Consider the following 25,209-nt stretch of genomic DNA (forward strand, 5'->3'; position numbering starts at 1 on the left):
GGACCAAGTGATATGAGCGAGACGCTAGCTTCAGTCAAATCGGCACCGACCACGACACCGAAAGAAACCTTTGTAGAGGTTACTCACACGCTCACGGATGGCGTGCTTCTCTACCGTCCGGACGAGAATTCCTTCATCGCCTTGTATCCGGACGAGTGGCTGGCGTGCCGCGTCGATGGGCACCAGAACAAGACCGCCATCGAAGAGCTCCAGGATGCCAACCGCGAAGTCACCGAGAGATCGTTGGCACTGCACGCGTTGCTGGAGCAGCCAAACGCCGCGAAGGCGGAGATTGCACAAGCCAGGAAAGATCTCGACGCCGCCCTTAGCACACTGGCGCAGAAAAGCGAAGCAGCGAAACAGCGTGTGCAGGCACTCGTTTCGCAGAAAGTGGACCCCAAAAAACTGGTCGAGCTTGTTCCGATGACGATGAAGCGCATCGAGGGACCAGTGCACACGCCCATTTATGTCAATGCCCAGCGGTTGCAAACGGCACTTGCTGACCGTCGTGTTTATCTTGTGAATGGTCCTGCCGAACGAAGAAAGCCGCCGCGAGAAAAGCTTTTTAACGGCACGCAGCTGAATACGACCGAAGTCCGGAACCGCATCCTGAATCAGGTACAGGACAGAGCCAAGTTCAGCAAGAAGTGGAAATTGGCGCCCAAGGACGCTGATCAGTTCAGCGGCATTTTGACCGAGTGGGCAAAGGTCATGGGGACGAGCGCCACTGCCTGGCTGGAACGCAGTCAACAGGAAGTCGTCGAGGGCATCTTCGCTGCAGAGACCAGCGATCCAAATAATCCCTATCGCAATATTGACGTCAAACCCGAGGCGCAATTCCTGCGTTGGTCGGCAGGTGCCGGCGCCGAGGCGACCTTCATGCCCTTCCAGGGAAATTTGCACGATGGGCGCGATACGAACTGGAAGCAGCGTTTCAAGCGCGGGGCGAAGGCCGCCCAGTTCAGCATCAAGGCGAACGCGGCAGCCTCTTTCGCTGTAGGTGAGGCCAAAGTGGCGACGACGCTTTACCTGCCACATGCGGCCGGTTGGCATCTCGAAAATGAGCTACTTGGGCATCCTCTTAACTTCGGGTATTTCCGGGTGCGCGGGGACCTTACGTTGTCTGCACTGGCCGGCGCCAGCCTGGCGCTGGAAGCTGGGGCTGCGTTGATGATCACAGGCGACAAACAAGGCGTACGGGGCACGCCGCCAAATCAAGCAGGCGCGAAAGCGAAGGTTGGAGCAAAGGGGAAAGTCGACGTTTTTGCTGGGCTGAAGGAATCGATCGACCTGGCAGGAGCCCTGCAATGGCTCAGTCCTGAAGGGATAATCGATCCGAAAGGGCCGAAGAAGCCTGATCCGAATAAGGCCATTGCGGCTTACGCCGATGTCGCGAAAATCAGTGTGGGTGTCAGCGCAATTCAAGGACTTGCCGCAACCCTTGGTTTTCAATGCGATTATCGTGACGGAAGATTTGTGATTGCAGCCAAGGCCGGCGCGTGTCTAGGCCTGGGCGGGGCAGGGAGCGTGGCCTGTGAAGTCGGCGCAGCGCAAATTGGTCAATTTTTCATGTGTATAGCTCACCAGCTGAAACAAGCTGATTATAAAAAGATGGTAGAGGCAATGCCGTCCACGGCATTTGAAATTTTCAATAAAATATTATATTTGCATACTGTTACTGGTAAGTCGATAGAAAATTATGTAGGAGTTAAAGCCAAGGCTATTGATGACACATATAGAGACGTAGTGAGTAGTATATCCAACAACGGCGAACAACTAATAAAAATGGTAGAGAGGCAACTAAGATCAGGATGGGGGTGGTATGCGTATATGCCTCCGGAATCGCGCGGTGCTCTTATAAAGAGTATAGCTGATGCATATGTTCAACAAAAGAATCCAGGAAATCTGGAGCTTAAAACCTCAGCTTCTTATTCGATTAACGAATTGTTATCAACAATTCAGTCAAATGGTCAGCTATTTAATACTCTGGATCGAGTCAATCTCGCATTTGGGGATGAATCAGGTCGCAATCAGGGAATACAGTTAATTAATTCAATTGTTTCTGGAACTAAGTTCGACAGTTGTATTGATCGCTGTACAATGCAGCTAGCAACAGCGACTCCATTGTTAGGTAGAGCTTTTCTTCGTAACGACGAGCCCGATTTTCGCGTTGCACAATTTCCACTGCATAATTCTGCTTATAATACTGCTTAACGCTGAGTGTAAATATTTTTGACAACACATCGGAAAGTGTCGCTTCTATATCCTGAGTACTGTGGAAAGGGAACTAAGACTTCTTCGAATCCGATTCCTCGTGGATAAGTGGTGCGCATGGGCTGTGGATCGCCCGAGGTTCGCATGAAGACCATGGCTGCGATTTCAGCGGACCCTTCGACGCTTCCTCGTATCACCTTTTTGGTACCGGATTTGGGACCGGAAGGATTTTTCGCAGGTGAGACCTTGTAGTAGTTCTCACTAAACCAGTCATTCACCCATTCCCCAGTGTCTTCAGACATGCCATACAAGCCGGCAGGATTCGGAGGAAAACTGCCGACATCTGGGATCGGGGGTTGTTTCTCTTCATACATCCACTTTTTCGGAAAATTTCGCCCTCTTTCGATTTTCCCGTTATCTGTGGCGAATAACATCTTTTTGCCTCCGGAGCGCGCTGCATATTCCCATTGCGCCTCTGTAGGCAGATCGAAAGGAAGCTTGGTTAAGCGGCCCAGCCATTCGCAGTAGGCTTTCGCACCATACCAGCTGACCCCAGCTGGTCGCTTCGGTGCGCGGTCTTCCATATCGTTCGCGCGCATGGCGATTCGTTCGTTCCCAGTCGCATCGGTGAAGACATCAAAATCCTCATACGTAACCTTGTAGGCCATCATCGAAAACCCATCCAGCGTCACCTTGTGTACAGGCCGACTATGCGCATCGAAATCGTAGGGAACGCCGTGCTCATTGCCCCAGTCTCCCATCTCGAAGGTGCCGCTCTTGAGCGGCCGGAGAGAACGCTTTACTTTTGCCAGCAAAGCCTGAACACGTGCTTCCAGCTCTGGAGATGAACTCGAACTCTTGTGTCCTGGGACCTGTTCTACTGATTCAGCAAGAGCATGCAGGGCGCTAAACACGAACAATGCAGCAAACTTGGAGGCGGTTCTCATGAGTAGACTTTGCCGAGACGAAGGTGGAGTGAGCGGGACAATGTGGGTTGTAGCGGATCTTGCTGCGCGTGCGATCAAGACCCGGATGCAGCCGGCCTGACAAGAACTGCGTGACCGAGTTCGGGATCGTCATTGCTCATGTAGAGGGCAGGTTTTCCTTTTTCGAGTGCGTAATGCCGTGCCAGCGCCAGCGCTGTGACGAATGGGACAGCACCACAGCTTCCGCAGCTTGATCCGACGCTTGCAACGTCGGCTGTGCTGTCAAGCTGCGGCATCGCGGTTGATGTGAATCCCATCAGCTCCTGCATGTTTTGACCGCGGTGGCTGGCATCGCCAACCACCATGCCAACGTCTGCCATGGCGATGGAAGCGCTTTTCACGGCACGCGTCACCAATTCGTCGAGGAAGCCGGGATCGGCGCGGTTGCTGCTGCTTGAAGACTCGCGCTTCGCTTCCACCATCGGATCGAGCAGTGTGTAGACCGCACCTTCGATCGACTGAGCCTGGCGCAGGTCGGTCAGCAGAAAGCCAGCTGCTCCCTCTCCAGGAACGAATCCTTGTGGCCGGGAGGGGATAAATAGCTTTCCTTGCTCTGCCCATTCATCAACCGTTGTCTGGTCGATATTGGAACCGCACGCAGCCACGATCGCTGCCAGTCGGGCGTTGGATGTGGACGTGTCGAGCGCAAATCGCTCCAGCATGTTGGTTAGTGCGGATTCGGCGGGTCTACACGGCCCATCCATGCAAGTCACGTCCTTGGACGGCAAGCCCGCCTGTGTTGCGATATGTTTGAACCACATTTGCGCAGCACTATGCTGTTCCGCAGTCCAGTCAGCGGGCAGGATCGGGATCAAGCGCAACTGTGGTGCGCTACCTTCGGCAGAGCACAAATCCGATATGGCATGCCACGCCAGATCCCGCATGACAGCTGTGCCAAGGACGAGCGCACGGTACTGGGCTTCGCCGAAAAGAGACTCCGGTACGTTGTTCCGGGTTTGCCATTCCCGAATCTCTTCCTGAAGCGCTTTGTCGTTGGCGTCGTCGCGGCGCGCGCACGTAAGAGGAAACCCTTCGTCGTCTACCAGTTCCTTGTCCAGGTCTGGTTGCGCTTTGTTCGTCGCAATGACTGCAGCAAGCTCTTCGGCAGAGGAACCATGGGGGCACCGGAGTGCTGCCGCAAGAATGGCGAGCGGTGGAGTGGATGGGGTTGCTGGAGCAGCCTGAGCCTTTACCGGCGATGCGGCGGCAGTGGCCGCGATAACACCGCGTGACGGTATGGCTTTTTTTCCGAGCCAGAGCGCCAGGAGCAATCCTGATGGTAGTGCCAACAAGCCCAGCACCAAGTCGCTCATGCCGGGAGTATTGTCGCTTGTACGCCAGTACCAGATTGCGCCTCCCCAGCATGCAGCCAGGACGAATACGGCGGCGATACCGCTTTTGATCCAAACAGGCTTTGCACGCCCTGCTTCCATGGTAGACGAGGTCATCGGCGCGATCTCAAATGTTGTCGATCGTCGTTTGCTGGCCCGCGATCAGCGTGGCGCCGCAAGCCGTCTTGTCACCGTGCCGGGCAGCCGGTTTGCCATCGACAATCAGGGTCGAGTCACCGCTGGCAATGGGATTGGGGCCATGTTTTGGGCAAACAGTCTTGTCGCCCATCCGTGCGATTGGTACACCATCGATATCGCTATGCGGCGATGCCTCGATAACGCTTCCGCCGTGGGACGTCTTGTCGCCGAGTCGGATCAGTGCTCCAGCCATGAATCATCTCCTCGAATGAAATCTCAGCAATGTGTGGGAAAGGCTACACGCGCATGCATCATGCCGCCACCGCCAGCAACTCCAGCCGCAATTCCTTCATCCCGGCCGGCACGTAGATCGAGATCGACTGCGCCTTGATCATGCGCTCGTACATCTGCCCTTTCGCCTCCAGCAGGAAGTAGCAGGTGTCGGGCCGCACGGGGACGGCGGCCGGCAGTTGCGGCGTGTACTGCAGGCGCACGCCCGGCAGCGCCGAGAGCACGAATTTCTCGACGTCGTCCGGGGCGCCGACCTTGAAGCGCAGCGGCACGACGTCCACCAGTTCGACCGCGGGAACGTCGGCGCCGACCGCGATGTAGAAGGTGGTCTTCTCGTCGATCTTGCCCGAGTCGAGCATGCCGATGTGGTAGCAGGGCCGGTGTTCGTTGAGGGCGATGGCGAAGTACTTGGACGAGATCACGGTGTCGAGCAGCTCGCGGATGATCTGGTGCAGTGTCGTGAAACCGGGGCCGGGATCGGCGTGCTGGTAGGGAGGCAGGTCGGCCAGGGTCCAGCTCTTCGAGAAGGTCATCAGGCGTCCCGCTACACCCAGCAACTGCTCGTACAGCCGCTCCGGATGCAGGGCTGGATGATGAAAATGGTGGGTCAGCTCGGCGTAGGCGGCGCTGGCCGTGTGCAGCAGCCAGAACGAACTCATGTCGCCCGAGCGGAACTCGATCACGTTCTTGCTCGGCTCGCGGTGGTGGCCATACAGGGCGCTGACTTTCGCCTGCAGCGCGTCGAGCAGGCGCCGCAGTTGCTGGAACAGCGGCGGCGCGGCGGCCACCGTCAGGCTCGGCGGCACGAAGGCCGGGTCGAGCTCGAAGCCGCCGGTGCTGGCGCGGCGCAGGCGCAGCAGCGGAAAGTGGACGTAGGCATCGCGTGGCTCGCATTCCGAGACCAGGCGCACCGATTTTTTCAGGTAGGCCAGCTGCACCGGCGCGGCGCCGGTGTACAGGTCGGGCGTGTCCTGGTTGGCCTGGACGAAACGCGCCGTGTTCGAGGCCTGGCCCGGCTGGGTGAAATTCCCGCTGAAGGGTTTCAGTCCCGGCAGCGCCACGTAATACGTCACGCTCTGCTGCGACTGCGCCAGCAGGCTCAGGTCGATCGCATCGGGCAGCTCGTCGGCGCCGGGCGCGTCGACCAGGTCGCCGTCCTGGAAGCGCACCGCCAGCTCGACGATGCGCAGCACGTTGCTGGCCAGCGCCTCGCGGTCGACCTGCAGGCGCTCGACGCCCCAGGCATAGGGGTGGACCGCCTTGATGCCCTTCTGCAGGCAATGTTCGTGGTATTCGTCCTGGCGCTGGAAATGTTGTGGGCGTAACAGGAGGCCTTCGCCCCAAAGTACTTTGCTGCTCATTCGGCATCCTCGGCTATTGGTTGATATGGGCCAAACTTTTCTCAAGGAACAATAACAACAGGCAGAAGTTGCCTATGTGAAGTTGCTCAAACGTTTGCGCTGCGCAACGTGGCACCATGCGGTTTGCTTCGAACCGGCGACGCTTGAAAAGGAGTAGCGATGAAAGGTTTTACGCCTGGATTATTCGACCGGCTGCTGGGCATGCCGGTCCGCGCGGGCGCCAATCCGCGCGCGCTGCTCGAGGACATGAAGGACATGGTGGCGCGCGATCTCGAAGCCCTGCTCAACACGCGCTCGGTGTTCCCCGCGGAGTTCCTGAAGCCCTATCCGGAATGCGCCGATTCCATCGTCAGCTACGGCTTGATCGATTTTGCCGACCTGTCGCTGTCGAGCCCGACCGACCGCGCCCATATCTGCGCCTGCATCGAAAGCGTCATCGCGCGCCACGAGCCGCGCCTGAAAGACGTCAAGGCCTCGCTCGAGCTGCGGGCCAACAGCGTCAACCGGCTCGATTTCGCGATCACCGCCCTCTTGATCGTGAATGCGGCGCAGGAGACGGTGAACTTCGATGCCGTGTTGCAGCCGTCGACCTTGAGCTACAGCATCAGCAAAGCGGGCCGCGCCGCGCCTGCGGGAGCCTAAGTTGGAACAATTACTGCCGTATTACGAAAGCGAGCTGGGCTACCTGCGCCGCAACCTGCGCGAATTCGCCGAACGCTATCCGAAGATCGCCGGCCGCCTCCTGATCAGCGGCGAGGTCTGCGAAGATCCGCACACCGAGCGCATGATCGAGGCCTTTTCCCTGCTCAACGCCCGCATCGCCAAGCGCCTCGACGACGACTACCCGGAATTCACCGAGGCCTTGTTCGACGTGCTGTATCCGCATTACCTGCGGCCTTTTCCCTCGTGCTCGATCGCGCGCCTGGACACCGAGGGCGCCCAAGGCGGCGCCAGCGTCATCGCGCGCGGCACGCAACTGAACACGCGCCCGATCCGCGGCGCCGCCTGCACCTTCCGCACCGTGTATCCGGTGACCCTGGCGCCGCTCGCCTTCAGCCACGCCGGTTTCGATGCCATCGTCAGCCCGCCCGACGCCGTGCGCCTGCCCGCCGGCGTGAGCAGCTGCCTGCACCTCACCCTGAACAGCACCCGGGACGGCGCCGCGCCGATCCAGGCCCTGCCCGCGCTGCGCGTCTTCATCGACGGCGAACCCTCGTTCTGCGCGGCGCTGCGCGATGCGCTGTTCATGCGCGGCCTGGCCGCCTGGGCCGAGGCCGACCACAACGGGCGCTGGGTGGCGCTCTCTTCCATTCCGGTCAAGGCCGCCGGCTTCGAGGAAGACGAGGCCTTGATCGATTTCCCGGCCCGTTCGCACGCGGCCTACCGCCTGCTGACCGAATACTTCTGCTTTCCCGAGAAATTCAATTTTTTCGATATCGACCTGGCGGCGATGGCGGCGGTCCTGCCGCCGGGCGCGCGTTCGATCACCCTGCACCTGGGGATCAAAGGCATCCGCGCCGATTCGAACACGGCGCGCATGCTTTCGACGCTGTCGACCAACAATGTGCTGCTCGGCTGTACGCCGGTGATCAACCTGTTCCGCCAGCGCGGCGAGCCGATCCGCCTGACCCACGCCAGCGCCAGCTACCCGGTGCTGGCCGATGCGCGCCGCGCCTTTGCCTACGAGATCTATTCGATCGATTCGGTGAACCTGGTGCGCCAGACGCCGCAGGGAGAAACCGTCGTCGAGTTCCGCCCCTTTTATTCGCTGAAGCATGCGCAGACGCCGGAGCAGAACGGCCACTACTGGGCGATGCGGCGCGACGAAGAGCTGATGGAACGCAGCCCGGGCTTCGAGGCCCAGATCTCGATCGTCGACATCGACTTCGACCCGGCCGCGGTCGAGACCGATACCCTGAACATCGACCTGACCTGCAGCAACCGCGATTTGCCGTCCCTGCTCGGCTACGGCCAGCCCGGCGGCGACTTGTTCCTCGAAGGCGGCTCGAACCTGCGCGCGATCGCCTTCCTGCGCAAGCCGACGCCCTCCTACCGCTTCGCGCACGGGCGCGGCGCCCACTGGCGCCTGATCTCGCACCTGTCGCTGAACCACCTGTCGCTGGCCGACGGCGGCATCGATGCCTTCCGCGAGATGCTGGCGCTGTACGACCTGCCGCGCTCTCCCTCCTCGCAGCGGCAGATCGGCGGCATCGCCGACCTGGCCCAGCATGCGGCCACGGCCTGGATGTCGGGCAACCCTTTTACCTGCCTGGTGCGCGGCGTCGAGGTGCGCTTGAGTATCGACGAGGAAGCCTTTGTCGGCAGCGGCATCCACGCGTTTGCCCACATCGTCGAGCGTTTCCTGGCGCTCTACGTGCACGCCAACAGCTTTACCCGGCTGGTGGTCGTCTCCAACAAGAACGGTGAGGAACTGCTCTCATGCACGCCACGAAGCGGCGATTCGAGCCTGCTGTAATCGAACGGCTGTTCCGCGAACCCTACCGCTTCGAGTATTTCCAGGCGGTGCGCGTGCTCGAGCTCTGGCTCAAGCGCAGCGGTGCGCCGCCGCGGCAGATGGTCGCCGACTTCCTGCGTTTCCAGAACTCGACCTCGCTGCGCTTCCCGGCCAGCCAACTGGAGGCTATCCAGACCGAGCCGCGCGACATTGCGCGCGACGCCGCCTCGCTCGGGGCCGCGCTGGCCGCGAAGCAGCTGAAGTACGTGCGCCTGACGCCCTCCTTCATGGGGCTGCTGGGCGGGAACGGCGTGCTGCCGGCGCACTACACCGAGCGCATTGCCGAGCACCTGTTCAACGAGAAGGACGAGGGCGCGCGCGCTTTCCTCGACACCTTCTCGAACCGCTCGCTGGCGCTGTTCTATGCGGCCTGGCGCAAGTACCGGCTGGCCTTCCAGTACCAGCTCGACGGGCAGGATGCCTTCCTGCCGCTGCTGCTGTCCCTGGCGGGCCTGGGCAATGCCTCGCTGCGCAAGCGCCTGTCCAGCCGCGCGGATGGCGCCGTGCTCGACGAATCGATCGGCTACTTCGCCGCGTCGATCCGGCACCGGCCCACCTCGGCCGTGCAGCTGGCGCGCGTACTGTCGGAATACTTCGGTCACCCGGTGCAGGTCGAGCAATTCGTCGGGCGCTGGTACGAGGTGCCGCTGGCCCAGCAGACCGCGCTCGGCGGCAATATCGGCGTGCTCGGCAAGGATGCGATCGCGGGCGGACGCGTCTGGCAGCGCGACCTGCGCCTGCGCCTGGTTGTCGGGCCGCTCGACCACGCCGGTTTCACCGCCTTCCTGCCCGGCGGGATGGCGGCGCGCGCATTGAAAAGCCTGCTGGCGATGTTCACCGGTGTCGTGCTCGAATACGAAGTCGAACTGGTGCTGCGCGCGGCCGAGGTGCGGCCGGTCACGATCTCGACCACCGGGACGCTGGGGCGCCTCGGCTGGGATGCCTACCTGGTCGAGGGCCCGCAGGAGCAGGACCGCCGCGACGTGCGCTACGACCTGCTTGCCGGCTGAGCCGCGCATGGTCGAGGCGGCTTGGCCGTGTCTCGCACGAGCGCGACGGGCATCCGCCCGGATAAGCAAAATCGTCAAATTCAGCAAGCGCATATCTGCCCGGTTTCACGTGAAACCAACAGTTACCGTAAGATATCATGTATTCTTATAATTGCTAAATCACCAGCATTTTCATGCTACTTAAGCAAGAAAAATAGTATTTTATTGCTATAAAATACATAAAATGAGGAAAAATTAAACTTCTTGGCGATGCTGCATCCGACGACTCCGCGCCAACGCAAGCTGATCGAGTATTTCGGCGCGAACGCCCATTCCCGCCTTCTCTGGAACGGGCGGGGATGATGAGATATCATATTTGTAATAACCAATAATTAAAAGGAACAATGTGATCGTCGGAATCGATCTGGGCACGACCAACAGCCTGGTCGCGGTATGGGAAAACGGTGCGCCGCGCCTGATTCCGAACAGCCTGGGCGACGTCCTGACGCCTTCCTGCGTCAGCGTCGACGACGATGGTTCGATCCTGGTCGGCCGCGCGGCGCGCGAGCGCCTGCAGACCCATCCCCAGCACAGCGCGGCGAATTTCAAGCGCCTGATGGGCAGCGACAAGACGCTCATGCTCGGCAAGCGCGCCTTTCGCCCCGAGGAGCTGTCGGCCCTGATCCTGCGTTCGCTGAAGGAAGACGTTGAAGCCGCGCTCGGCCAGCCGGTGCTGGAGGCGATCATCACCGTGCCTGCGTATTTCTCCGACGCCCAGCGCAAGGCCACGCGTGCCGCCGGCCAGCTCGCAGGCCTGAAGGTCGAGCGCCTGCTGAACGAGCCGACCGCGGCGGCGCTGGCCTATGGCATCCACCTGCGCGACAGCGAATCCAAATTCCTCGTCTTCGACCTCGGCGGCGACACCTTCGACGTGTCCGTGCTCGACTTGTTCGAGAACGTGATGGAAGTACGCGCCTCGGCCGGCGACAACCACCTGGGCGGCGAGGATTTCGTGGCGACCCTGGTCGAGCGCTTTTACGACGCCGCCCAGGTTCCCGCTTCGCTGCGGCGCGACGCGCGCTTCGTGCAGCGCCTGCATGCCCAGGTCGAACAGGCCAAGCGGAACTTGAGCGAGGCGCCGCAAGCGACCGTGCGCGTCGGCGACGGCCAGACCGACTACGTCATGGAACTCGACGAGGCGGCGCTGGAAAAGAGCTGCGCCACCCTGCTGGCGCGCCTGCGTCATCCGGTCGAGCGGGCATTGCGCGACGCGCGCCTGCCGATCGCCGAGCTCGACAATATCGTGCTGGCCGGCGGCGCCACGCGCATGCCGACCGTGCGGCGCATGGTCGCGCGCATGTTCGGGCGTTTCCCTGCCTGCGACATCAATCCCGACGAGGTGGTCGCGCTGGGCGCCGCCGTGCAGGCCGGGCTGAAGATGAACGACGCCGCCCTCGACGAGGTCGTGATGACCGACGTCGCACCGTATTCGCTCGGCACCGACACCGCCATCAGCCTCGACGGCGGCGGCATGTCGCAGGGCCACTTCGATCCCATCATCGAGCGCAACACCGTGATTCCCGTGAGCCGCGTCAAGCGCTACTACCCGGTGCAGGACAACCAGGCCGTGGTCGAGCTGAACATCTTCCAGGGCGAAGCGCGCATGGCGGCCGACAACATCAAGCTGGGCCAGCTGAAGATCAAGCTCACGCCGGCACCGCGCGACGAGAACCCGGTCGACGTGCGCCTGACCTACGACGTCAACGGCCTGCTGCAGGTGGAGGCAACGCTGGTGCGTACGGGAGAAGTCCACACCCTGGTCATCGAGGGTAATCCGGGGCTGCTCAGCGAGCAGGAAATCGCCCGGCGTTTCGCGGCGCTGTCGGAACTGAAGATCCATCCGCGCGACCGCATGGAGAACCGCACCCTGCTGGCGCGTGGCGAGCGCCAGTACCAGCAGTTGCGCGGTGCGGCGCGCGAGGAACTGGGCCAGCAGATCGTGCATTTCGAGCGCGCACTCGAATCGCAGGACCGCCACGTCATCGCACCCGCGGCCGACAGGTTCCGGCAAGTGCTCGAGTATTTCGAGCACCAGAGCTTCCTGCTGCCCGAAGACTGAAGAATGGACGGAACCCACGACTTCCTGCTCGCGCTCGGGCTGGACGAGACGGCCGGCGTGCGCGAGGTGCGCCGCGCCTATGCGCGCAGGCTCAAGCAGATCGACCAGGGCCTGGACCCGGCCGGTTTCCAGGTCCTGCGCGACGCCTACGAAACCGCGCTGGCCTGGGCCGAATACCGCGAGCGCGAGGCGGCGCAGGAGAGCGGGAACACAGAGGCAATGACCGACGTTCCCGCGCCGGAACCCGTATCCGCCGCCGTGCCGGCAGGCTCGCCGGAAGCGCCGCCCGAGCGCACACCGGCGCCAGCCGCTGCATTGGTGGCCGTAGCGGAGGCCGTACCGGAGCCCGCGCGGGGGCCGGCCATGGCATCGGCGCCTCCCGACCGGCCGCAGGAAGAACAGCTGGCCGCCCTGGTCTTCGAACGCCTGGGCCAGGGCGCGGCCGAACTGGCCGAACAGGGCCGCCTCGGCGATCCGCATGCCTGGCGCGCACTGCTGCTGGCGCGGCTGGGCGACGCGGAGCTCGACAACATCGCCGCGCGCACGCTGTTCGAGGAACGCATCGTGCACGTGCTCGGCCACGGCTGGTATCCGGGCAACGAGGCCCTGTTCCCGGCGGCCGTGGACGTGTTCGACTGGGCCGCGGACCGGCGCCGGCTGGCGCTGTTCGGCTATACCGGCAATCTGCTGAACCAGGCCATCGACGAGCGCGCGCTGTTCGATACCCAGCCGCCGGTGAAGCGCGGCGTGCAGGAGCGCATCGCCGCGATCCTGCGCCGTCCGGAACCGGCCAGCGTGCAGGAAGTGCTCGACTACATGGACGAGCTGGAGAACATCGAGCTGCGCTTTCCGGCGCTGCTGGCCGTGGTCGCCGATACCGGCAAGATCGAACACTGGCGTACGGTCCATGCCGAGCACGCCGTCGACGACGAGCCGGCGCCCGGCACCAGTACCCGGGAACGCCTGGCGCGCTGGTTCGTGTACCTGGTGTTCTTCTTTGTCGCTTTCTTCGTGTTGCACGCGCTGTACGACATGGCGGGCAAGCCGGCGTCCGCGCCGTCCCCGCCGCCCGCAGCGCCCGCGCCGCCGCCGATCCAGCCCAGCGCGCCACCGCCACCGGAACTGCTGAGGCAGCATCTGGCGCCCTTGGGCTATACGCCGACCCGTGCCGGCACGCTCTCGGTCTCGTACGACGTGTTCCTGCTCGACGACGGCACGGTGAATGCCACCGACATGATCGAGCCATCGTCGGGCGATCCGGATTACGACATGGCGGTCGCGCGCGCGATCCTCGACGCCAAGCCGTTTCCGCCAGACGTGCCGCGCGTGTTCCGGATCACCGTGTCGGGAAGCAGCGCGCCCGCGCAGCCGCAGCCGCCGGCGGCCGAGCCGCGCGCACGCGCCCGGCCGGCTGCCGTTGCTCCGATCGATGCGCCGGCCAGTGCCGGGAAAGCGCCGCCGACCCAAGCACCGCCGGCCCAGGCGCCGGAACTGCCCGCAACGGTGCCAGCGGCGCCGGCAGAGGAATCGGCCTAGACGATCCCGCCATTCACCCGCAGCGTCTGCCCATTCACCCACTCGCCTTCCGGCCCGACCAGGAAGGCGACCGTATTCGCGATGTCCTCAGGGGTGCCGAGGCGCTCGAGCGGCGCGGCGTTCGCCAGGCGTTCGACCAGCTCGGCCGGCTTCCCATCCAGGAGCAGCTCGGTGGCGGTCGGTCCCGGCGCCACGCACATCACGGAGATGCGCTTGCCGCGCATTTCCTTGGCAAAGATGTTGGTGAAGGTTTCGATCGCCGCCTTGGCGCCGGCGTAGACGGCGTAGCCCGGCATCGCGAGAGCGATGGCGCTGGTGGAGAAGTTGACGATGCGCCCGCCGTGGCGCAGGCGCGTGGCCGCCAGGCGCAGCATGTGGAAGGTGCCGCGCGTGTTGATCGAGAAGATGCGCTCGTAGAGCGCATCGTCGGTGTCGGCCAACATCGTGGTGCCGGGCTGGATCACGCCGGCGTTGTTGATCACGACGTCGATCTGGCCGAAGGCTTGTTGGGCCTCGTCGAACAGGCGCCCGGCGTCGCCTGCCTGGGCCACGTCGGCCTGGATCGCGACGGCGCGCCCGCCCGCGGCCGCGATCTCTGCCACCACCGCGTCGGCATCCGACGCGCGGCTGGCGTAGTTCACCACGACCGCATAGCCGTCGCGCGCCAGGCGCAGGGCGATCGCGCGCCCGATCCCGCGCGAGGCGCCGGTGACGATCGCCGCTTTTCCGTTTGCTGCGTCTGCCATTTTTTTCTTCCCTTTAGTTCCAGCGCCCCGCGCGCCCGCCGATGCTGTAGCGGCCGGCGCCCAGCAGGATCAGGGCCACGGCGGCAAAGAAGAACATGCCCTGCAGTTCCAGCTCCCAGCCGCCGGTGGCGCTCAGGGCGAACAGCTGCGCGGTGTGCACCAGCAGCACGGCGACGATCATGTTGCCGGCAACGATCAGCGCGCCCAGGCGCGTCCACAGGCCGAACACGATCAACAAGGGCGCGATCACTTCGCCGACGTAGACCAGGTAGCCGATCGCTTCCGGCAATCCCAATTTTTGCAGCGCACCGGTGACGAAACCGATGCCGCCGACCAGCTTGGCGATACCGTGCAACAGCAGCATCAAGCCCAGTGCCAGGCGCAGCACCAGCTTGCCGAGGTCATCGTAACGAGACAGCGTTGCAGCATCGATTGCTTGCGTTTCCGTTCTCATGTCGTGCTCCCGCGAACGTGGACACCATGCGTGTGTACAACAGTATGCGCCGTATGGGCAGCGCGTTGCGCACGCATCAACAACACCCTGCGGCGCATCGGACAGGCCGGTGCGCCGGCTTGACACTGCTTACGGACCGCCGGCCAGCACCTTGTCCGGCGTGATCGGCGTGCTGCGGATACGCTTGCCGGTGGCGTGGAAGATCGCGTTGCTGATCGCCGCCGGCACGCTGACGATGCCGATCTCGCCCACGCCCTTGGCGCCCAGGCGGCTGACGATGCGGTCGTCCTCTTCCACGAAGATGACGTCGACGTCGTGGATGTCGGCGTTCACGGCCACGTGGTACTCGGACAGGTTGTGGTTCATGAAACGGCCGTAGCGGTGGTCGGTATGGCTTTCCTCGTGCAGCGCCTGGCTGATGCCCCAGACCACGCCGCCGACGATCTGGCTGCTCGCTGTCTTGGTGTTCATGATGCGCCCGGCGGCGATCGCGCTGACCACGCGCGTGACGCGCACCACGCCGAGCTCCTCGTCCACCCGCACCTCGACGAACACCGCCGAGTGCACCATGCGCCGGTATTTGCGCTGTTTGAGCATCTGCGGCAGCATCAGGTACTTTTCCTCGAGACGATCGTGGCCGCTGCGCTCGACGATGGTGGCGAGCGACACCCAGGTCGACGGGTCGCGCTTCAGGCGCAGCGCGCCGTCGACGAATTCCACGTCTTTCAAACGCTTGTCGCGGAACGGAGAATCGGCGGCCGATTGGGCGTAGCGCAGCAGGGTCAGGCGCAGCTTGTCGCAGGCGCCGGCCACCGCCGAGCCGACGGTCGCCACGTGCGAGGAGCCGCCTTCGACCGGCGCCGCCGGCAGGGTCGAGTCGCCCAGCTGGAACGTGACGCGCTCGAGCGGCAGGCCCATGGCTTCGGCGGCGATCATCGCCATCACGGTATAGGTGCCGGTGCCGATGTCGCTGGCCGCGCTCGACACCACCAGCCTGCCGTCGGCATGCATCACGGCGCTGGCGCGCGCGAACATCTGCATCGCATCCCAGGCGCCGGTCGCCATGCCCCAGCCGACCAGTTCCGAGCCCTCGCGCATCGAGCGCGGTTCGAGCGTGCGCTTGTCCCAGCCGAAGCGCTCGGCGCCCTGCTCGTAGCAGGCGCGCAGTTCCTTGCTCGAATACGGTTTGTCGTCGGCCGGGGAGCGCTCGGCATAGTTCTTCAGGCGCAGCGCGAGCGGGTCCATGTGCAGTTTATACGCCAGCTCGTCCATCGCGATTTCGAGCGCGACCATGCCGTGGGCCGCGCCCGGCGCGCGCATGTCCATCGGCGTGTAATGGTCGACGCTCACCAGCTTGTAGCCGAGCTTGATGTTGTCGCAGGCGTACAGGAGCCCGGACCAGTTCACCACGACCTCGACGTAATCCTCGATCTTCGAGGTTTCGCCGATCGCCTCGTGCATGATCGAGGTCAGGGTGCCGTCCTTTTCGGCCGCCAGCTTCACGTACTGCACGGTTTCCGGGCGGTGGCCGAAAGTGAACATCTGCTGGCGCGTCATCATCACGCGCACCGAGCGCTTCAGCTTGAGCGACGCCATCACGGCCAATGTGAGCTGGTATTGCGGGCGCAGGCCGGAACCGAAGGCGCCGCCAACATACGGGTTGCGCACCGTGACCTTGTGCTTCGGCAGGCCGAACACGTGCGAGACGTACCAGCGGCTGTTCTGCGAGCTTTGCGTCTTGTCGTAGATGGTCAAGTGGCCGTCCTCGCCGCGGATCACGGTCGAGGCGAACAGTTCGAGCGGATTGTGATGCTCGACGCCATGGTGGAACTCGGCTTCGACCTTCACCGGAGCCGCCTTCCAGGCCTTCTCGGCGTCGCCCTTTTCCGGCGGCGGCGGTTCGAAACCGGCGCGCAGCCCCGTCGGCTTGTAGGCGCGGTCGAGGTTCGCGGTCATGCGCGTGTCGTGGCCCTCTTCGTCCTCGTGGTAGTACACGCGCACCAGGGCGGCGCCGCGCCGCGCGGCCTCGAAGCTGTCGGCCAGCACCAGCGCCACGGGCTGCCCGTTGTAGATCACCCGGTCGTCGTAAAACGGCTTGAAGGGCGAGCCGGGCGGCGCCGTCATGTCCTTGTAGTGGATGTCGAAGGAACGCATCTTCGGGCGGTTCAGGTGGCTCATCACCTCGACCACGCCCTCCAGCGCCATCGCCTCGGCGTCGTCGATGGTCACGATGCGGCCCTTGGCCACCGTGCTGCTCACCACCACGCCGTACAGCAGGTCGGGCGCGAAGTGTTCGGCAGCGTAGCGGGCTTCGCCCGTCACTTTCGCGCGGCCGTCGATGCGCGAGACGGCGCTGCCGGTGCGCACCTGGCCGGTGCCCGGTTCCGCGACGGGCGCGCGCATATCCTGGATCAGGTCAGTCATGGCGTTCTCCGGTATTGGTGACGGTGCCCTGCACCGCCGTTTCCAGCGCGCGCACGATGGCGTTGCGCGCCAGGCGGATCTTGAAGTCGTTGTGGCCCTGGCCGCGCGCGCCGTCGAGCAGCGCGTCGGCCACCTGCCGCAAGCGGTCGGCATCGGGCCTGGCGCCTTCCAGCAGCGCCTCGGCTTCCGGCTTGCGCCAGGGTTTATGGGCCACGCCGCCGAGGGCGATACGGGCGCTGCGGACCACGCCGTCGGAGCCGATGTCGAGCGCGGCGGCGACCGAGACCAGCGCAAAGGCGTACGACAGGCGCTCGCGGATCTTCAGGTAGGCCGAATGGCGCGCATAGCGGCGCGCATCCGGGAGCGCGATGTGGGTGATCAGTTCGTCGGCCTCGAGCACGTTGTCGTACTGCGGCGCGTCGCCCGGCAGGCGGTGGAACTCGGCGAAGGGAATCGCGCGCTTGCCGCGTACCGACTCGACGTGCACCGTCGCTTCCAGCGCGGCCAGCGCCACGCACATGTCGGACGGGTGGGTCGCGATGCATTGCTCGCTGGCGCCGAGGATCGCGTGCTGGCGCGTGATGCCGCCGATCGCGCCGCAGCCGGTGTTCGGCTCGCGCTTGTTGCAGGGCGTGCCGAGGTCGTAGAAGTAATAGCAGCGCGTGCGCTGCAGCAGGTTGCCGCCGTTGCTGGCCATGTTGCGCAGCTGGGGCGACGCGCCGGCAAGAATGGCGGCACTGAGCAGCGGATAGTGCTCGCGCACCAGCGGGTGGTAGGCCGTGTCGGCATTGCGCGCGGTGGCGCCCAGCAGCAGGCCGCCGTCCTCGCCTTCCTCGACTTTATCGAGCGGCAGGCGGTTGATGTCGACCAGGCGGCGCGATGCCATCACGCCTTCCTTCATCAGGTCGAGCAGGTTGGTGCCGCCGGCGACGAAGCGCACCGCTTCGCCGGCGAAGCTGGGGTTGTCCGCCACCTGGGCGATGGCGTCCTGGGCGTCCTCGGGTTGGGAAAAGGAGAACGGGTTCATGCCGGCACCGTCCCCGACACCACCGCGTGCACCGCGTTGTCGTCGTCCTCGATGCCGGCGGCCGCGCAGACCGCCTTGCGGATCTGCGGATAGGCGCCGCAGCGGCAGACGTTGCCGCTCATGAGCTCGCGCACTTCGGCGGCGGTTTTGGCATTGCCTTCCTTGATCAGGCCGACGGCCGAGCAGATCTGGCCGGGCGTGCAGTAGCCGCACTGGAAGGCGTCGTTGTCGACGAAGGCCTGCTGCACCGGGTGCAGCTTGTCGCCCTCGGCCAAGCCTTCGATGGTGGTGATCTCGCGGCCGTTCTGCATCACGGCCAGCGTCATGCAGGAATTGATGCGGCGGCCGTCGACCAGCACGGTGCAGGCGCCGCACTGGCCGTGGTCGCAGCCTTTCTTGGAGCCGGTGAGATTCAGGCGCTCGCGCAGCAGGCCCAGCAGCGTGACCCAGGCTTCGAGTTCCATCTGGTGGTCGCGGCCGTTGATGCGCAGGCTGAGCGGATAGCGCTCGGGAGCGGGCATGGTGAGTCCTTTCGGGATGATGGCGGGATGCCGCCTGCGCGCGGCAGCCGGCTTCTCCGGATGCGCGGGGCATGCCGTTGCGGCCATCTTAGTATTATCTTTTATGTAACCGGCGCACAATTAGCGCACTGAACAAAGCCCGCATGGCGGCGTTGCGCCGTCTCGCCGTACCTGCGTGCTGTCTTCAATGGCGCGCCGCGCCCGCAGGCTTTGTTCAGCGCGCTTGATGGGCAGGAGGCGGCTCGAAAGCACTCAGGAGAGGTAACTTGCTAAGCCGAACTGATCGATAAAATCGAGCAAGGCGCTCAGCGCCGCGGGACGGTGGCTGCGGCCCGGATAGACGGCGTAATAACTGTTGTCGGTGGGCGGGTGCTCGGGCAGCACCAGGGCGACGCTGCCGTTCTCGAGCGCGTCGCGCACCAGGAACCAGGGTAACAAGGCGATGCCGGCGCCGGCCACGGCCAGGCCGCGCAGGGTGTTCAAATTGTTGGCGCGCAGCGGCGCACCGGCGGCCGACACCTGGACCACCTTCCCTTCGCTGCGCAGCGGCCATTGCGGCAGCACGTCGTGCAGCAGCAATTGGTGGCGCGCGAGGTCGGCCGGCTGGCGCGGCGCGCCGTGCCGCTCCAGGTAGCGTGGGGAAGCGACCAGCACGCGCCGCACCGTGCCCACCCGGCGCGACACGAAGGACGAGTCGCCGAGCTGGCCGGTGCGCAGCGCCAGGTCGATGCGCTCGGCCACCAGGTCGAGGTGGGCATCGGTGATCACGCACTCGACGGTCACCGCCGGATAGCGCGCATGAAAGGCCGCCAGCAAGGGCGGCAGCAGCAGGATGCCCGAGGCTTCCGGGGCGGTGAGGCGCAGGCCGCCGGCCGGCTCGTCGCGCAGGCGGGAGATGGCGGCGTCGGCCGCATGGGCGGCATCGAGCATGGCCTGGCAGTGCGCGAGATACACTTGGCCGGCGGCGGTCAGGCTCAGGCGGCGCGTGGTCCGGTGCAGCAGGCGCACGCCCAGCGCCGCTTCGAGTTCGGCCACGCGCTGGCTGACCGTGGATTTCGGCAGCCCGCTTGCCAGCGCCGCGGCGGTGAAGCTGCCGCTGGCGGCGACCTGCACGAACAGCGCCATGGCGTCGAGCTTCATTGTCCGTCTCTGTGGATAGTCTTTTCGGATTATAGCGACTAATCAACATAATCCGCAGGCGCTACACTTTGCCTGTTCAAACCAACAACAGGAAACACCATGAAAGCCATTGCCGCATTCGCCGCCCTGCCCGCCGACCATCCGAGCGCCCTGCAAGACCTGGTGCTGGCCGATCCGGTCGCCTGCGGCCACGACCTGCTGGTCGAAGTCCACGCCGTCTCCGTCAATCCGGTCGACACCAAGCTGCGCCTCGGCCTGCCGGCCGAGGGCCAGGCCGATCCGCGCGTGCTGGGGTATGACGCCAGCGGCATCGTGCGCGCCGTCGGCCCGGACGTGACCCTGTTCCAGCCGGGCGACCGCGTCTGGTATGCCGGCGCGATCAACCGCGCCGGCAGCAACAGCGAGCTGCACCTGGTGGACGAGCGCATTGCCGGCCGCATGCCGGCCTCGCTCGGCTTCGCCGAAGCCGCCGCCCTGCCGCTCACCGCCATCACGGCCTGGGAACTGCTGTTTGACCGCCTGGGCCTGAAGCAAGGCGGCCACGCCGGCGAGACGCTGCTGGTCGTGGGCGCGGCTGGCGGCGTTGGCTCGATCCTGATCCAGCTGGCGCGCCAGCTGACCGGCATCACCGTGATCGCCACCGCGTCGCGTCCGGAAACCCAGGCCTGGGTGCGCCAGCTCGGCGCCCAGCACGTCGTCGACCACCGCCAGCCGCTCGACAAGGCCCTGCTCGACGCCGGCCTGGGCGAAGTCGACTACGCGATCAGCCTGACCCACACGGACCAGCACTTCACCGCCCTGGTTAACGCGCTCAAGCCGCAGGGCAAGCTGGCGCTGATCGACGATCCGGAGCCGATCGACGTGCGCCTGCTCAAGCGCAAGAGCATCTCGCTGCACTGGGAACTGATGTTCACGCGTTCGCTGTTCGGCACGCCCGACCTGCAGGCCCAGCACGACCTGCTCAATGCAGTGTCGGCGATGGTGGACGCCGGCCGCATCCGCACCACGCTGGCCCAGCACTTCGGGCCGATCAATGCCGCCAACCTGCGCCGCGCGCACGCCTTCATCGAGAGCGGCGCGGCCAACGGCAAAGTCGTGCTCGAGGGTTTCGGCGCGTGATATATCGGCGGTTTTTCGGCGTCTCCCGGGATTTTTTGATGAGTTCGGGAAAAGCCGAAAAAACCGCCGAGTTGGCAAGTAATACCGTTTATATCGTTTAATCTAAATAAATAATATAAACCGTATAATTTAAAATGGAAGAGAGATGAGCGGCGTGTTCGGCGTCGGGCAGTTTTCATGGATGACCATGCCGTTCGCCATACCTTCCTGCTGTTCCAGCGTCGGCAGCCCGACCTGGGCGCGGCGCTCGGCCACCCTGGCCCGGTCGTCCATCGGATGGAATACCCACTGGCAGGCGTCAACCTGGCGCATCCGGGTGCCGTAGCGCTGCGGCCGCCCTTCGGCCACGGCGATGCGGTCGTCCAGCTGCGCCAGCTCGCGGCCCGGCGCTTCGCCGCGCAGCACCGCCTGTTGCAGGTGCTGCGCCGCCGTCTTCTGCAGGGCCAGGTCGTCCCCGGCCTGGCGGACCAGGCGCCAGGCGTCCTTGCCCGCCTGCTCTCCATGGACGCCGCGCAGCGGCCAGCCGCAGTCCGCCAGCAGCGCCTGGAGGCGGGCGCCATTGCTGCGCTCGACCAGGGCCAGCTGGCTGCGGCGACGCGCCTGCTCGGGATCCGCTGGCGGGGCCAGGAAATCCTGGAGCGCACGCAGGGCCGCGTCGGCACCCGCCATGGCCGCCAGCTCCTGCGCGTACGCCGCGCAGGAGGCGGAGCTTGCGCCCGCCTGCGCCGCGCCACACAGCAATACCGCACACAGGCCCATGCCCGGCGCCGCTCCGAACATTCTCTTCAGATGCATCATTGTGTTCTCAACAATATAATTTCTAAAGAGTAACATAGCTTGTGCGCCCGTCCTCGGCGCCAGACGCCATAATGGACCGCTCCACGACCGGAGTCCCGCCATGCGCCGACGCACCGTTTTCTGTCTGCTGCTCTTCTTCTGGACAGCCCATGCGGTCCACGCGGCGAGCGTGGACGAGGGCACCCTGTGGCAACGCCTGCGCGCCGGCGAAGTGGTGGTGCTGATGCGCCATGCGGCGACCACGCCCGGCATCGGCGACCCGCCTGGTTTCGAGCTCGGCAAGTGCGCCACCCAGCGCAACCTGTCCGAGGCCGGCCGGCGCGACGCGCGCGCCATCGGCGCCGCGTTTCGCCAGCGCGGCGTCCATCCGGGCGCGGTCTGGTCGAGCCGCTGGTGCCGCTGCCTGGACACCGCCCGCCTCGCCTTCGACCAGGCCAAGCCCGAACCGACGCTCGACTCGATGTTTAACGACGACGATGCGGCTTCCCGTGCCAAGCTGCGCGAACTGCGCGCGAAGCTGGCCGCGCGCCGCGAGACCAGTCCCCTGGTGCTGGTCACGCACGACGTCAACATCCGCGCCCTGACCGGGGAATACCTGGCGCAGGGCGAAATGCTGCTGGCGGTGCCGCGTAGCGATCGCCTGGAAGTGATCGGGCGCCTGGACGCGCGCGCCGGCGTTGCGCGCAGCGCCGCACGATAGACATCCTCCATACGCCAGCGTAAAAGTCGACGTAGAATCGGTCCCTGTCGCGTCCCGGGAGTCCGTCATGAAACAGAACGTCATGAAGCGCCTGATCCTGCTGGGTACTTTCACTGCGCTGGCCGCCGGCAGCGCCTTTGCCCACCACGGCTGGAGCGAATACCAGGCCGACAAGCCGCTCGACCTGTCCGGCACCATTGAACAGGCCGGCTACGAGCAGCCGCACGGCTTCGTGCGCCTGAAAACGGCCGGCAAAACCTGGCTCGTGGTGCTGGCGCCGCCCTCGCGCATGGAGAGCCGCGGCCTGCCGCCCGATAAACTGGTGCCGGGCCAGAAAGCGAGCGTCCACGGGTATCCGCACCGCAGCAAGGGCGATGAATTGCGCGCCGAGCGCATCACCATCGAGGGCAAGACGACGGAGCTGCGTTGATGATGGAGGCGCCGCTGGCCTGGCTGGCGGCAACGCCGCTGTCCAGAGCCATGCGCGGCGATCCCTGGCTCTATCCGGTCGTCGAGATCGTCCACATCCTCGGTTTTGCCGTGCTGGTCGGCGGCGTGGTGCTGTTCGACCTGCGCGTGCTCGGTTTTGCGCGCGGGATATCGGTGGCGGCGCTGGCGCGTCACCTGCTGCGCTGGGCGCTGGCCAGCCTGCTGCTGATCGTGCCGGCCGGGCTGCTGTTGTTTTCCGCCCATCCCGAGGAGCTGGCGCGCAATCCCGTGTTTCAACTAAAACTAGTCCTGATCGCCGCCGCCGGCCTGAATGCGCTCGCCTTTCACGTCTTCCCTTACCGCGGCGCCGCCGCCTGGGAGCGCGAGCGGCCGGCACCGCCCGCCGCCCGTTTGCAGGCCCTGCTGTCGATTTTGCTCTGGGTCGGCGTGATCAGCTGCGGCCGCCTGCTGGCCTACGTGTAGCCGCCTGTCCGCTTGTCCTTTTCTGCTACAGTGACCGCTTCGATCAGCCTCATCCAGCCCACTCATGCTGAAAACATCCGCCATCGCCGCCCTCGTCCTGGCAGCCTGCGCCGGCCACGCCGCCCAGGCCGCGATTCCCGTCTACGGTTTTGTTGTCAAGAACACCTATCCGCACGATCCGCAGGCCTTCACCCAGGGCCTGTTCTTCCGCGACGGCCACCTGTACGAGACCACCGGCCTGACCGGCCGCTCGACGCTGCGCAAGGTCGAGCTGAAGACCGGCAAGGTGCTGCAGAAAACGAACCTGCCGCCGGAAGTGTTCGGCGAAGGGTCGACCGCCTTCGGCGATAAAATCCTCGGCCTGACCTGGCAATCGAAGACCGGCTACGTGTTCGACGCCAAGACCTTCAGCCTGAAGGGACGTTTTCAATACGAGGGCGAAGGCTGGGGCCTGGCGAGCGATGCGCGCGCCATCTACATGAGCGACGGCAGCGCGCAGATCCGCGTGCTCGACCCGGCTACCCTGAAGGAAGTGCGGCGCGTGACCGTGACGGCCGAGGGCAAGCCGATCGACGCGCTCAACGAGCTGGAAGTCGTGGATGGGGAACTGTTTGCGAACGTCTGGGGCACGGACGTGATCGCGCGCATCGACCCGGTATCGGGCAAGGTGGTCGGCTGGATCGATTTGACGAACCTGCTGCCGCGCGAGAAACGCGGCACCAGCTCGATCGATGCCGTCCTGAACGGCATCGCCTGGGATGGCAAGCACCGCCGGCTCTACGTCACCGGCAAGTTCTGGCCAAAGCTGTTTGAAATCGAGCTGGTGCGCTTCGAGGGAAGGTAAAGGTCACGCGGTGACCGCGATCACGACCTTGCCGAAGTGCGAGCCCGATTCCATGTAGCGGTAGGCTTCCTTCGCCTGGTCGAAGGTGAACACGCGGTCGATCACGGGCTTGAGTTCTGTGATGGCGGCAAAGCGCATCACGTCTTCCAGCATCTTGCGGCTGCCGACGAAAATGCCGACCATGCGCTTGGCGCTGGCGAGCAGGGTCGCCGGATTGACTTCGCCGCCGAAGCCGCTGACGCCGCCGATGATGGCGACGCTGCCGCCCATCGCCGCCGAGGCCACCGAGCGGTTGACGGTGCCTTGTCCGCCAACTTCCAGCACCACGTCGGCGCCGACCCCGTGCGTCACGCGCAGCACTTCTTCCTGCCACTCGGGCGTCGTGCGGTAGTTGATCGTGTGGTGGGCGCCCAGTTCGCGCGCGCGCTGCAGCTTTTCGTCGCTCGATGACGTGATGATGGTGCGCAGGCCGGCCGCTTTCGCCAGCTGCAGGCCCAGCACCGACACGCCGCCGGTACCCAGCAGCAGCACGGTGTCGCCCGGCTTGACGTCGTTGCTCGATTCAAAAATCGCGTTCCAGGCGGTGACGCCGGCGCAGGGCATGGTCGAGGCTTCGACAAAGCTCAGCTGCGGCGGGATCTTGACCAGCGCTTCCTCGTGCAGGATGACTTCCTCGGCCAGCATGCCGTCGATATCTCCCCCCAGCGCATGGCGGACCTTTTGCGGGGCGGTACGGCCGTCCTGCCAGTAGGGGAAGAAGGACGCGGCCACGCGGTCGCCCACCTGCAGGTCCGTGACGCCGCTGCCGACCGCCAGCACTTCGCCGGCGCCGTCCGAGCAGGGGATGATGGGATCGTCCACGTTCACCAGATAATTACCGCTGGCAACCATGAGGTCGCGGTAGTTCAGCGACACCGCATGCACCCGCACCCGCACTTCGCCGGGCGCCAGTTCGCGCTCCGGATAGTCCACGCACTGCAGTCCGTCGATATTGCTGCCGGGAAGTATCTGGTAAGCCCGCATTGCTTCCTCCATGAGTTGGTA

23 protein-coding genes are annotated in these 25,209 nt (G+C 64.6%); 11 read left to right on the forward strand and 12 right to left on the reverse strand.

Going from position 1 to position 25,209, the window contains the following annotated elements; genetic code table 11:
• Positions 1 to 12: 12 nt before the first annotated feature.
• Positions 13 to 2,214: a hypothetical protein gene (locus ACFOPH_RS18620; RefSeq protein WP_379736883.1), complete on the forward strand. Its 2,202-nt coding sequence runs from the start codon at positions 13 to 15 to the stop codon at positions 2,212 to 2,214.
• On the opposite strand, the gene ACFOPH_RS18625 is transcribed toward ACFOPH_RS18620, so the two are convergent.
• From ACFOPH_RS18625 to tssK, 4 genes are all read right to left on the reverse strand, one after another.
• Positions 2,211 to 3,161: a formylglycine-generating enzyme family protein gene (locus ACFOPH_RS18625; protein ID WP_379736885.1), complete on the reverse strand. Its 951-nt coding sequence runs from the start codon at positions 3,159 to 3,161 to the stop codon at positions 2,211 to 2,213. The two genes, ACFOPH_RS18620 and ACFOPH_RS18625, sit on opposite strands and share 4 nt — an antisense overlap.
• A gap of 74 nt (positions 3,162 to 3,235) precedes the next feature.
• The gene (locus tag ACFOPH_RS18630; protein WP_379736887.1) at positions 3,236 to 4,648 is read right to left on the reverse strand and encodes a hypothetical protein; all 1,413 of its coding nucleotides are present in this window, start codon (positions 4,646 to 4,648) and stop codon (positions 3,236 to 3,238) included.
• A gap of 10 nt (positions 4,649 to 4,658) precedes the next feature.
• Entirely contained in the window at positions 4,659 to 4,922 is a 264-nt protein-coding gene (locus ACFOPH_RS18635) for a PAAR domain-containing protein (RefSeq protein WP_379736889.1), read from the reverse strand.
• 58 nt (positions 4,923 to 4,980) lie between these two features.
• The gene (gene tssK / locus ACFOPH_RS18640) at positions 4,981 to 6,321 is read right to left on the reverse strand and encodes a type VI secretion system baseplate subunit TssK (RefSeq protein ID WP_379736891.1); all 1,341 of its coding nucleotides are present in this window, start codon (positions 6,319 to 6,321) and stop codon (positions 4,981 to 4,983) included.
• A gap of 159 nt (positions 6,322 to 6,480) precedes the next feature.
• On the opposite strand from tssK, the gene tssE reads away from it, so the two are divergent.
• The 5 genes from tssE to ACFOPH_RS18665 all read left to right on the forward strand — a co-directional run bounded on the left by tssE (position 6,481) and on the right by ACFOPH_RS18665 (position 13,480).
• Entirely contained in the window at positions 6,481 to 6,963 is a 483-nt protein-coding gene (gene tssE, locus ACFOPH_RS18645) for a type VI secretion system baseplate subunit TssE (RefSeq protein WP_379736893.1), read from the forward strand.
• Between the two features lies 1 nt (position 6,964).
• Complete coding sequence (gene tssF / locus ACFOPH_RS18650; RefSeq protein ID WP_379736895.1) at positions 6,965 to 8,797, forward strand: type VI secretion system baseplate subunit TssF; 1,833 nt, start codon at positions 6,965 to 6,967, stop codon at positions 8,795 to 8,797.
• Positions 8,761 to 9,846, forward strand: a complete 1,086-nt coding sequence (tssG, locus tag ACFOPH_RS18655) for a type VI secretion system baseplate subunit TssG (RefSeq protein ID WP_312547497.1) — start codon at positions 8,761 to 8,763, stop codon at positions 9,844 to 9,846. The genes tssF and tssG overlap by 37 nt, the downstream gene beginning before the upstream one ends.
• 385 nt (positions 9,847 to 10,231) lie before the next feature.
• On the forward strand, positions 10,232 to 11,944 hold the full coding sequence (locus tag ACFOPH_RS18660; RefSeq protein WP_379736897.1) for an Hsp70 family protein: 1,713 nt from the start codon (positions 10,232 to 10,234) through the stop codon (positions 11,942 to 11,944).
• A gap of 3 nt (positions 11,945 to 11,947) precedes the next feature.
• Complete coding sequence (locus tag ACFOPH_RS18665) at positions 11,948 to 13,480, forward strand: TonB C-terminal domain-containing protein (protein WP_379736899.1); 1,533 nt, start codon at positions 11,948 to 11,950, stop codon at positions 13,478 to 13,480.
• Here ACFOPH_RS18665 and ACFOPH_RS18670 read toward each other — a convergent pair.
• The 6 genes from ACFOPH_RS18670 to ACFOPH_RS18695 form a co-directional block, all read right to left on the reverse strand.
• A complete protein-coding gene (locus ACFOPH_RS18670; protein WP_312547503.1) occupies positions 13,477 to 14,226 on the reverse strand; it encodes an SDR family oxidoreductase in 750 nt (249 codons plus the stop codon). The two genes, ACFOPH_RS18665 and ACFOPH_RS18670, sit on opposite strands and share 4 nt — an antisense overlap.
• 13 nt (positions 14,227 to 14,239) lie before the next feature.
• Positions 14,240 to 14,644, reverse strand: a complete 405-nt coding sequence (locus ACFOPH_RS18675) for a DoxX family protein (RefSeq protein WP_312547541.1) — start codon at positions 14,642 to 14,644, stop codon at positions 14,240 to 14,242.
• Positions 14,645 to 14,809: 165 nt separating this feature from the next.
• The gene (locus ACFOPH_RS18680) at positions 14,810 to 17,104 is read right to left on the reverse strand and encodes a xanthine dehydrogenase family protein molybdopterin-binding subunit (RefSeq protein WP_379736901.1); all 2,295 of its coding nucleotides are present in this window, start codon (positions 17,102 to 17,104) and stop codon (positions 14,810 to 14,812) included.
• Complete coding sequence (locus tag ACFOPH_RS18685) at positions 17,097 to 18,131, reverse strand: FAD binding domain-containing protein (RefSeq protein WP_379736903.1); 1,035 nt, start codon at positions 18,129 to 18,131, stop codon at positions 17,097 to 17,099. The genes ACFOPH_RS18680 and ACFOPH_RS18685 overlap by 8 nt, the downstream gene beginning before the upstream one ends.
• A complete protein-coding gene (locus ACFOPH_RS18690) occupies positions 18,128 to 18,652 on the reverse strand; it encodes a (2Fe-2S)-binding protein (RefSeq protein ID WP_379736905.1) in 525 nt (174 codons plus the stop codon). Before ACFOPH_RS18690 ends, ACFOPH_RS18685 begins: the two co-directional genes overlap by 4 nt.
• A gap of 252 nt (positions 18,653 to 18,904) precedes the next feature.
• Positions 18,905 to 19,792, reverse strand: coding sequence for a LysR family transcriptional regulator (locus tag ACFOPH_RS18695; protein ID WP_312547508.1), 888 nt, complete (start codon positions 19,790 to 19,792; stop codon positions 18,905 to 18,907).
• 99 nt (positions 19,793 to 19,891) lie between these two features.
• Between ACFOPH_RS18695 and ACFOPH_RS18700 the strand changes: the two genes are divergently transcribed.
• Positions 19,892 to 20,911 (forward strand): zinc-binding alcohol dehydrogenase family protein, encoded by a 1,020-nt coding sequence (locus ACFOPH_RS18700; protein WP_379736908.1) that lies wholly within the window; start codon positions 19,892 to 19,894, stop codon positions 20,909 to 20,911.
• Between the two features lie 129 nt (positions 20,912 to 21,040).
• Here the strand turns inward: ACFOPH_RS18700 and ACFOPH_RS18705 are convergent, their stop codons facing one another.
• Positions 21,041 to 21,709 (reverse strand): DUF6624 domain-containing protein, encoded by a 669-nt coding sequence (locus tag ACFOPH_RS18705; protein WP_379736910.1) that lies wholly within the window; start codon positions 21,707 to 21,709, stop codon positions 21,041 to 21,043.
• Positions 21,710 to 21,809: 100 nt separating this feature from the next.
• Between ACFOPH_RS18705 and ACFOPH_RS18710 the strand changes: the two genes are divergently transcribed.
• The 4 genes from ACFOPH_RS18710 (at position 21,810) to ACFOPH_RS18725 (ending at position 24,165) form a co-directional block, all read left to right on the forward strand.
• Positions 21,810 to 22,409: a histidine phosphatase family protein gene (locus tag ACFOPH_RS18710; RefSeq protein ID WP_379736913.1), complete on the forward strand. Its 600-nt coding sequence runs from the start codon at positions 21,810 to 21,812 to the stop codon at positions 22,407 to 22,409.
• A 67-nt stretch (positions 22,410 to 22,476) separates the two neighbouring features.
• A complete protein-coding gene (locus ACFOPH_RS18715; protein WP_379736915.1) occupies positions 22,477 to 22,839 on the forward strand; it encodes a DUF6152 family protein in 363 nt (120 codons plus the stop codon).
• Positions 22,839 to 23,321, forward strand: coding sequence for a DUF6644 family protein (locus tag ACFOPH_RS18720; protein WP_312547518.1), 483 nt, complete (start codon positions 22,839 to 22,841; stop codon positions 23,319 to 23,321). The genes ACFOPH_RS18715 and ACFOPH_RS18720 overlap by 1 nt, the downstream gene beginning before the upstream one ends.
• Before the next feature lie 64 nt (positions 23,322 to 23,385).
• The gene (locus ACFOPH_RS18725; protein ID WP_312547520.1) at positions 23,386 to 24,165 is read left to right on the forward strand and encodes a glutaminyl-peptide cyclotransferase; all 780 of its coding nucleotides are present in this window, start codon (positions 23,386 to 23,388) and stop codon (positions 24,163 to 24,165) included.
• A gap of 3 nt (positions 24,166 to 24,168) precedes the next feature.
• Here the strand turns inward: ACFOPH_RS18725 and ACFOPH_RS18730 are convergent, their stop codons facing one another.
• A complete protein-coding gene (locus ACFOPH_RS18730; RefSeq protein ID WP_379736917.1) occupies positions 24,169 to 25,188 on the reverse strand; it encodes a zinc-dependent alcohol dehydrogenase family protein in 1,020 nt (339 codons plus the stop codon).
• Positions 25,189 to 25,209: the final 21 nt, after the last annotated feature.

It is taken from the genome of Massilia haematophila (assembly GCF_042647645.1).
Taxonomy (GTDB): Bacteria; Pseudomonadota; Gammaproteobacteria; order Burkholderiales; family Burkholderiaceae_D; genus Telluria; species Telluria haematophila.

Excerpts from the sequence above, each read along its gene's own strand:
- ACFOPH_RS18620 (WP_379736883.1), top strand. The coding sequence starts at position 13 with ATGAGCGAGACGCTAGCTTCAGTCAAATCGGCACCGACCACGACACCG.
- ACFOPH_RS18625 (WP_379736885.1), bottom strand. The coding sequence starts at position 3,161 with ATGAGAACCGCCTCCAAGTTTGCTGCATTGTTCGTGTTTAGCGCCCTG.
- ACFOPH_RS18630 (WP_379736887.1), bottom strand. The coding sequence starts at position 4,648 with ATGACCTCGTCTACCATGGAAGCAGGGCGTGCAAAGCCTGTTTGGATC.
- ACFOPH_RS18635 (WP_379736889.1), bottom strand. The coding sequence starts at position 4,922 with ATGGCTGGAGCACTGATCCGACTCGGCGACAAGACGTCCCACGGCGGA.
- tssK (WP_379736891.1), bottom strand. The coding sequence starts at position 6,321 with ATGAGCAGCAAAGTACTTTGGGGCGAAGGCCTCCTGTTACGCCCACAA.
- tssE (WP_379736893.1), top strand. The coding sequence starts at position 6,481 with ATGAAAGGTTTTACGCCTGGATTATTCGACCGGCTGCTGGGCATGCCG.
- tssG (WP_312547497.1), top strand. The coding sequence starts at position 8,761 with ATGCACGCCACGAAGCGGCGATTCGAGCCTGCTGTAATCGAACGGCTG.
- ACFOPH_RS18665 (WP_379736899.1), top strand. The coding sequence starts at position 11,948 with ATGGACGGAACCCACGACTTCCTGCTCGCGCTCGGGCTGGACGAGACG.
- ACFOPH_RS18670 (WP_312547503.1), bottom strand. The coding sequence starts at position 14,226 with ATGGCAGACGCAGCAAACGGAAAAGCGGCGATCGTCACCGGCGCCTCG.
- ACFOPH_RS18680 (WP_379736901.1), bottom strand. The coding sequence starts at position 17,104 with ATGACTGACCTGATCCAGGATATGCGCGCGCCCGTCGCGGAACCGGGC.
- ACFOPH_RS18685 (WP_379736903.1), bottom strand. The coding sequence starts at position 18,131 with ATGAACCCGTTCTCCTTTTCCCAACCCGAGGACGCCCAGGACGCCATC.
- ACFOPH_RS18690 (WP_379736905.1), bottom strand. The coding sequence starts at position 18,652 with ATGCCCGCTCCCGAGCGCTATCCGCTCAGCCTGCGCATCAACGGCCGC.
- ACFOPH_RS18695 (WP_312547508.1), bottom strand. The coding sequence starts at position 19,792 with ATGAAGCTCGACGCCATGGCGCTGTTCGTGCAGGTCGCCGCCAGCGGC.
- ACFOPH_RS18700 (WP_379736908.1), top strand. The coding sequence starts at position 19,892 with ATGAAAGCCATTGCCGCATTCGCCGCCCTGCCCGCCGACCATCCGAGC.
- ACFOPH_RS18705 (WP_379736910.1), bottom strand. The coding sequence starts at position 21,709 with ATGATGCATCTGAAGAGAATGTTCGGAGCGGCGCCGGGCATGGGCCTG.
- ACFOPH_RS18710 (WP_379736913.1), top strand. The coding sequence starts at position 21,810 with ATGCGCCGACGCACCGTTTTCTGTCTGCTGCTCTTCTTCTGGACAGCC.
- ACFOPH_RS18715 (WP_379736915.1), top strand. The coding sequence starts at position 22,477 with ATGAAACAGAACGTCATGAAGCGCCTGATCCTGCTGGGTACTTTCACT.
- ACFOPH_RS18720 (WP_312547518.1), top strand. The coding sequence starts at position 22,839 with ATGATGGAGGCGCCGCTGGCCTGGCTGGCGGCAACGCCGCTGTCCAGA.
- ACFOPH_RS18725 (WP_312547520.1), top strand. The coding sequence starts at position 23,386 with ATGCTGAAAACATCCGCCATCGCCGCCCTCGTCCTGGCAGCCTGCGCC.
- ACFOPH_RS18730 (WP_379736917.1), bottom strand. The coding sequence starts at position 25,188 with ATGCGGGCTTACCAGATACTTCCCGGCAGCAATATCGACGGACTGCAG.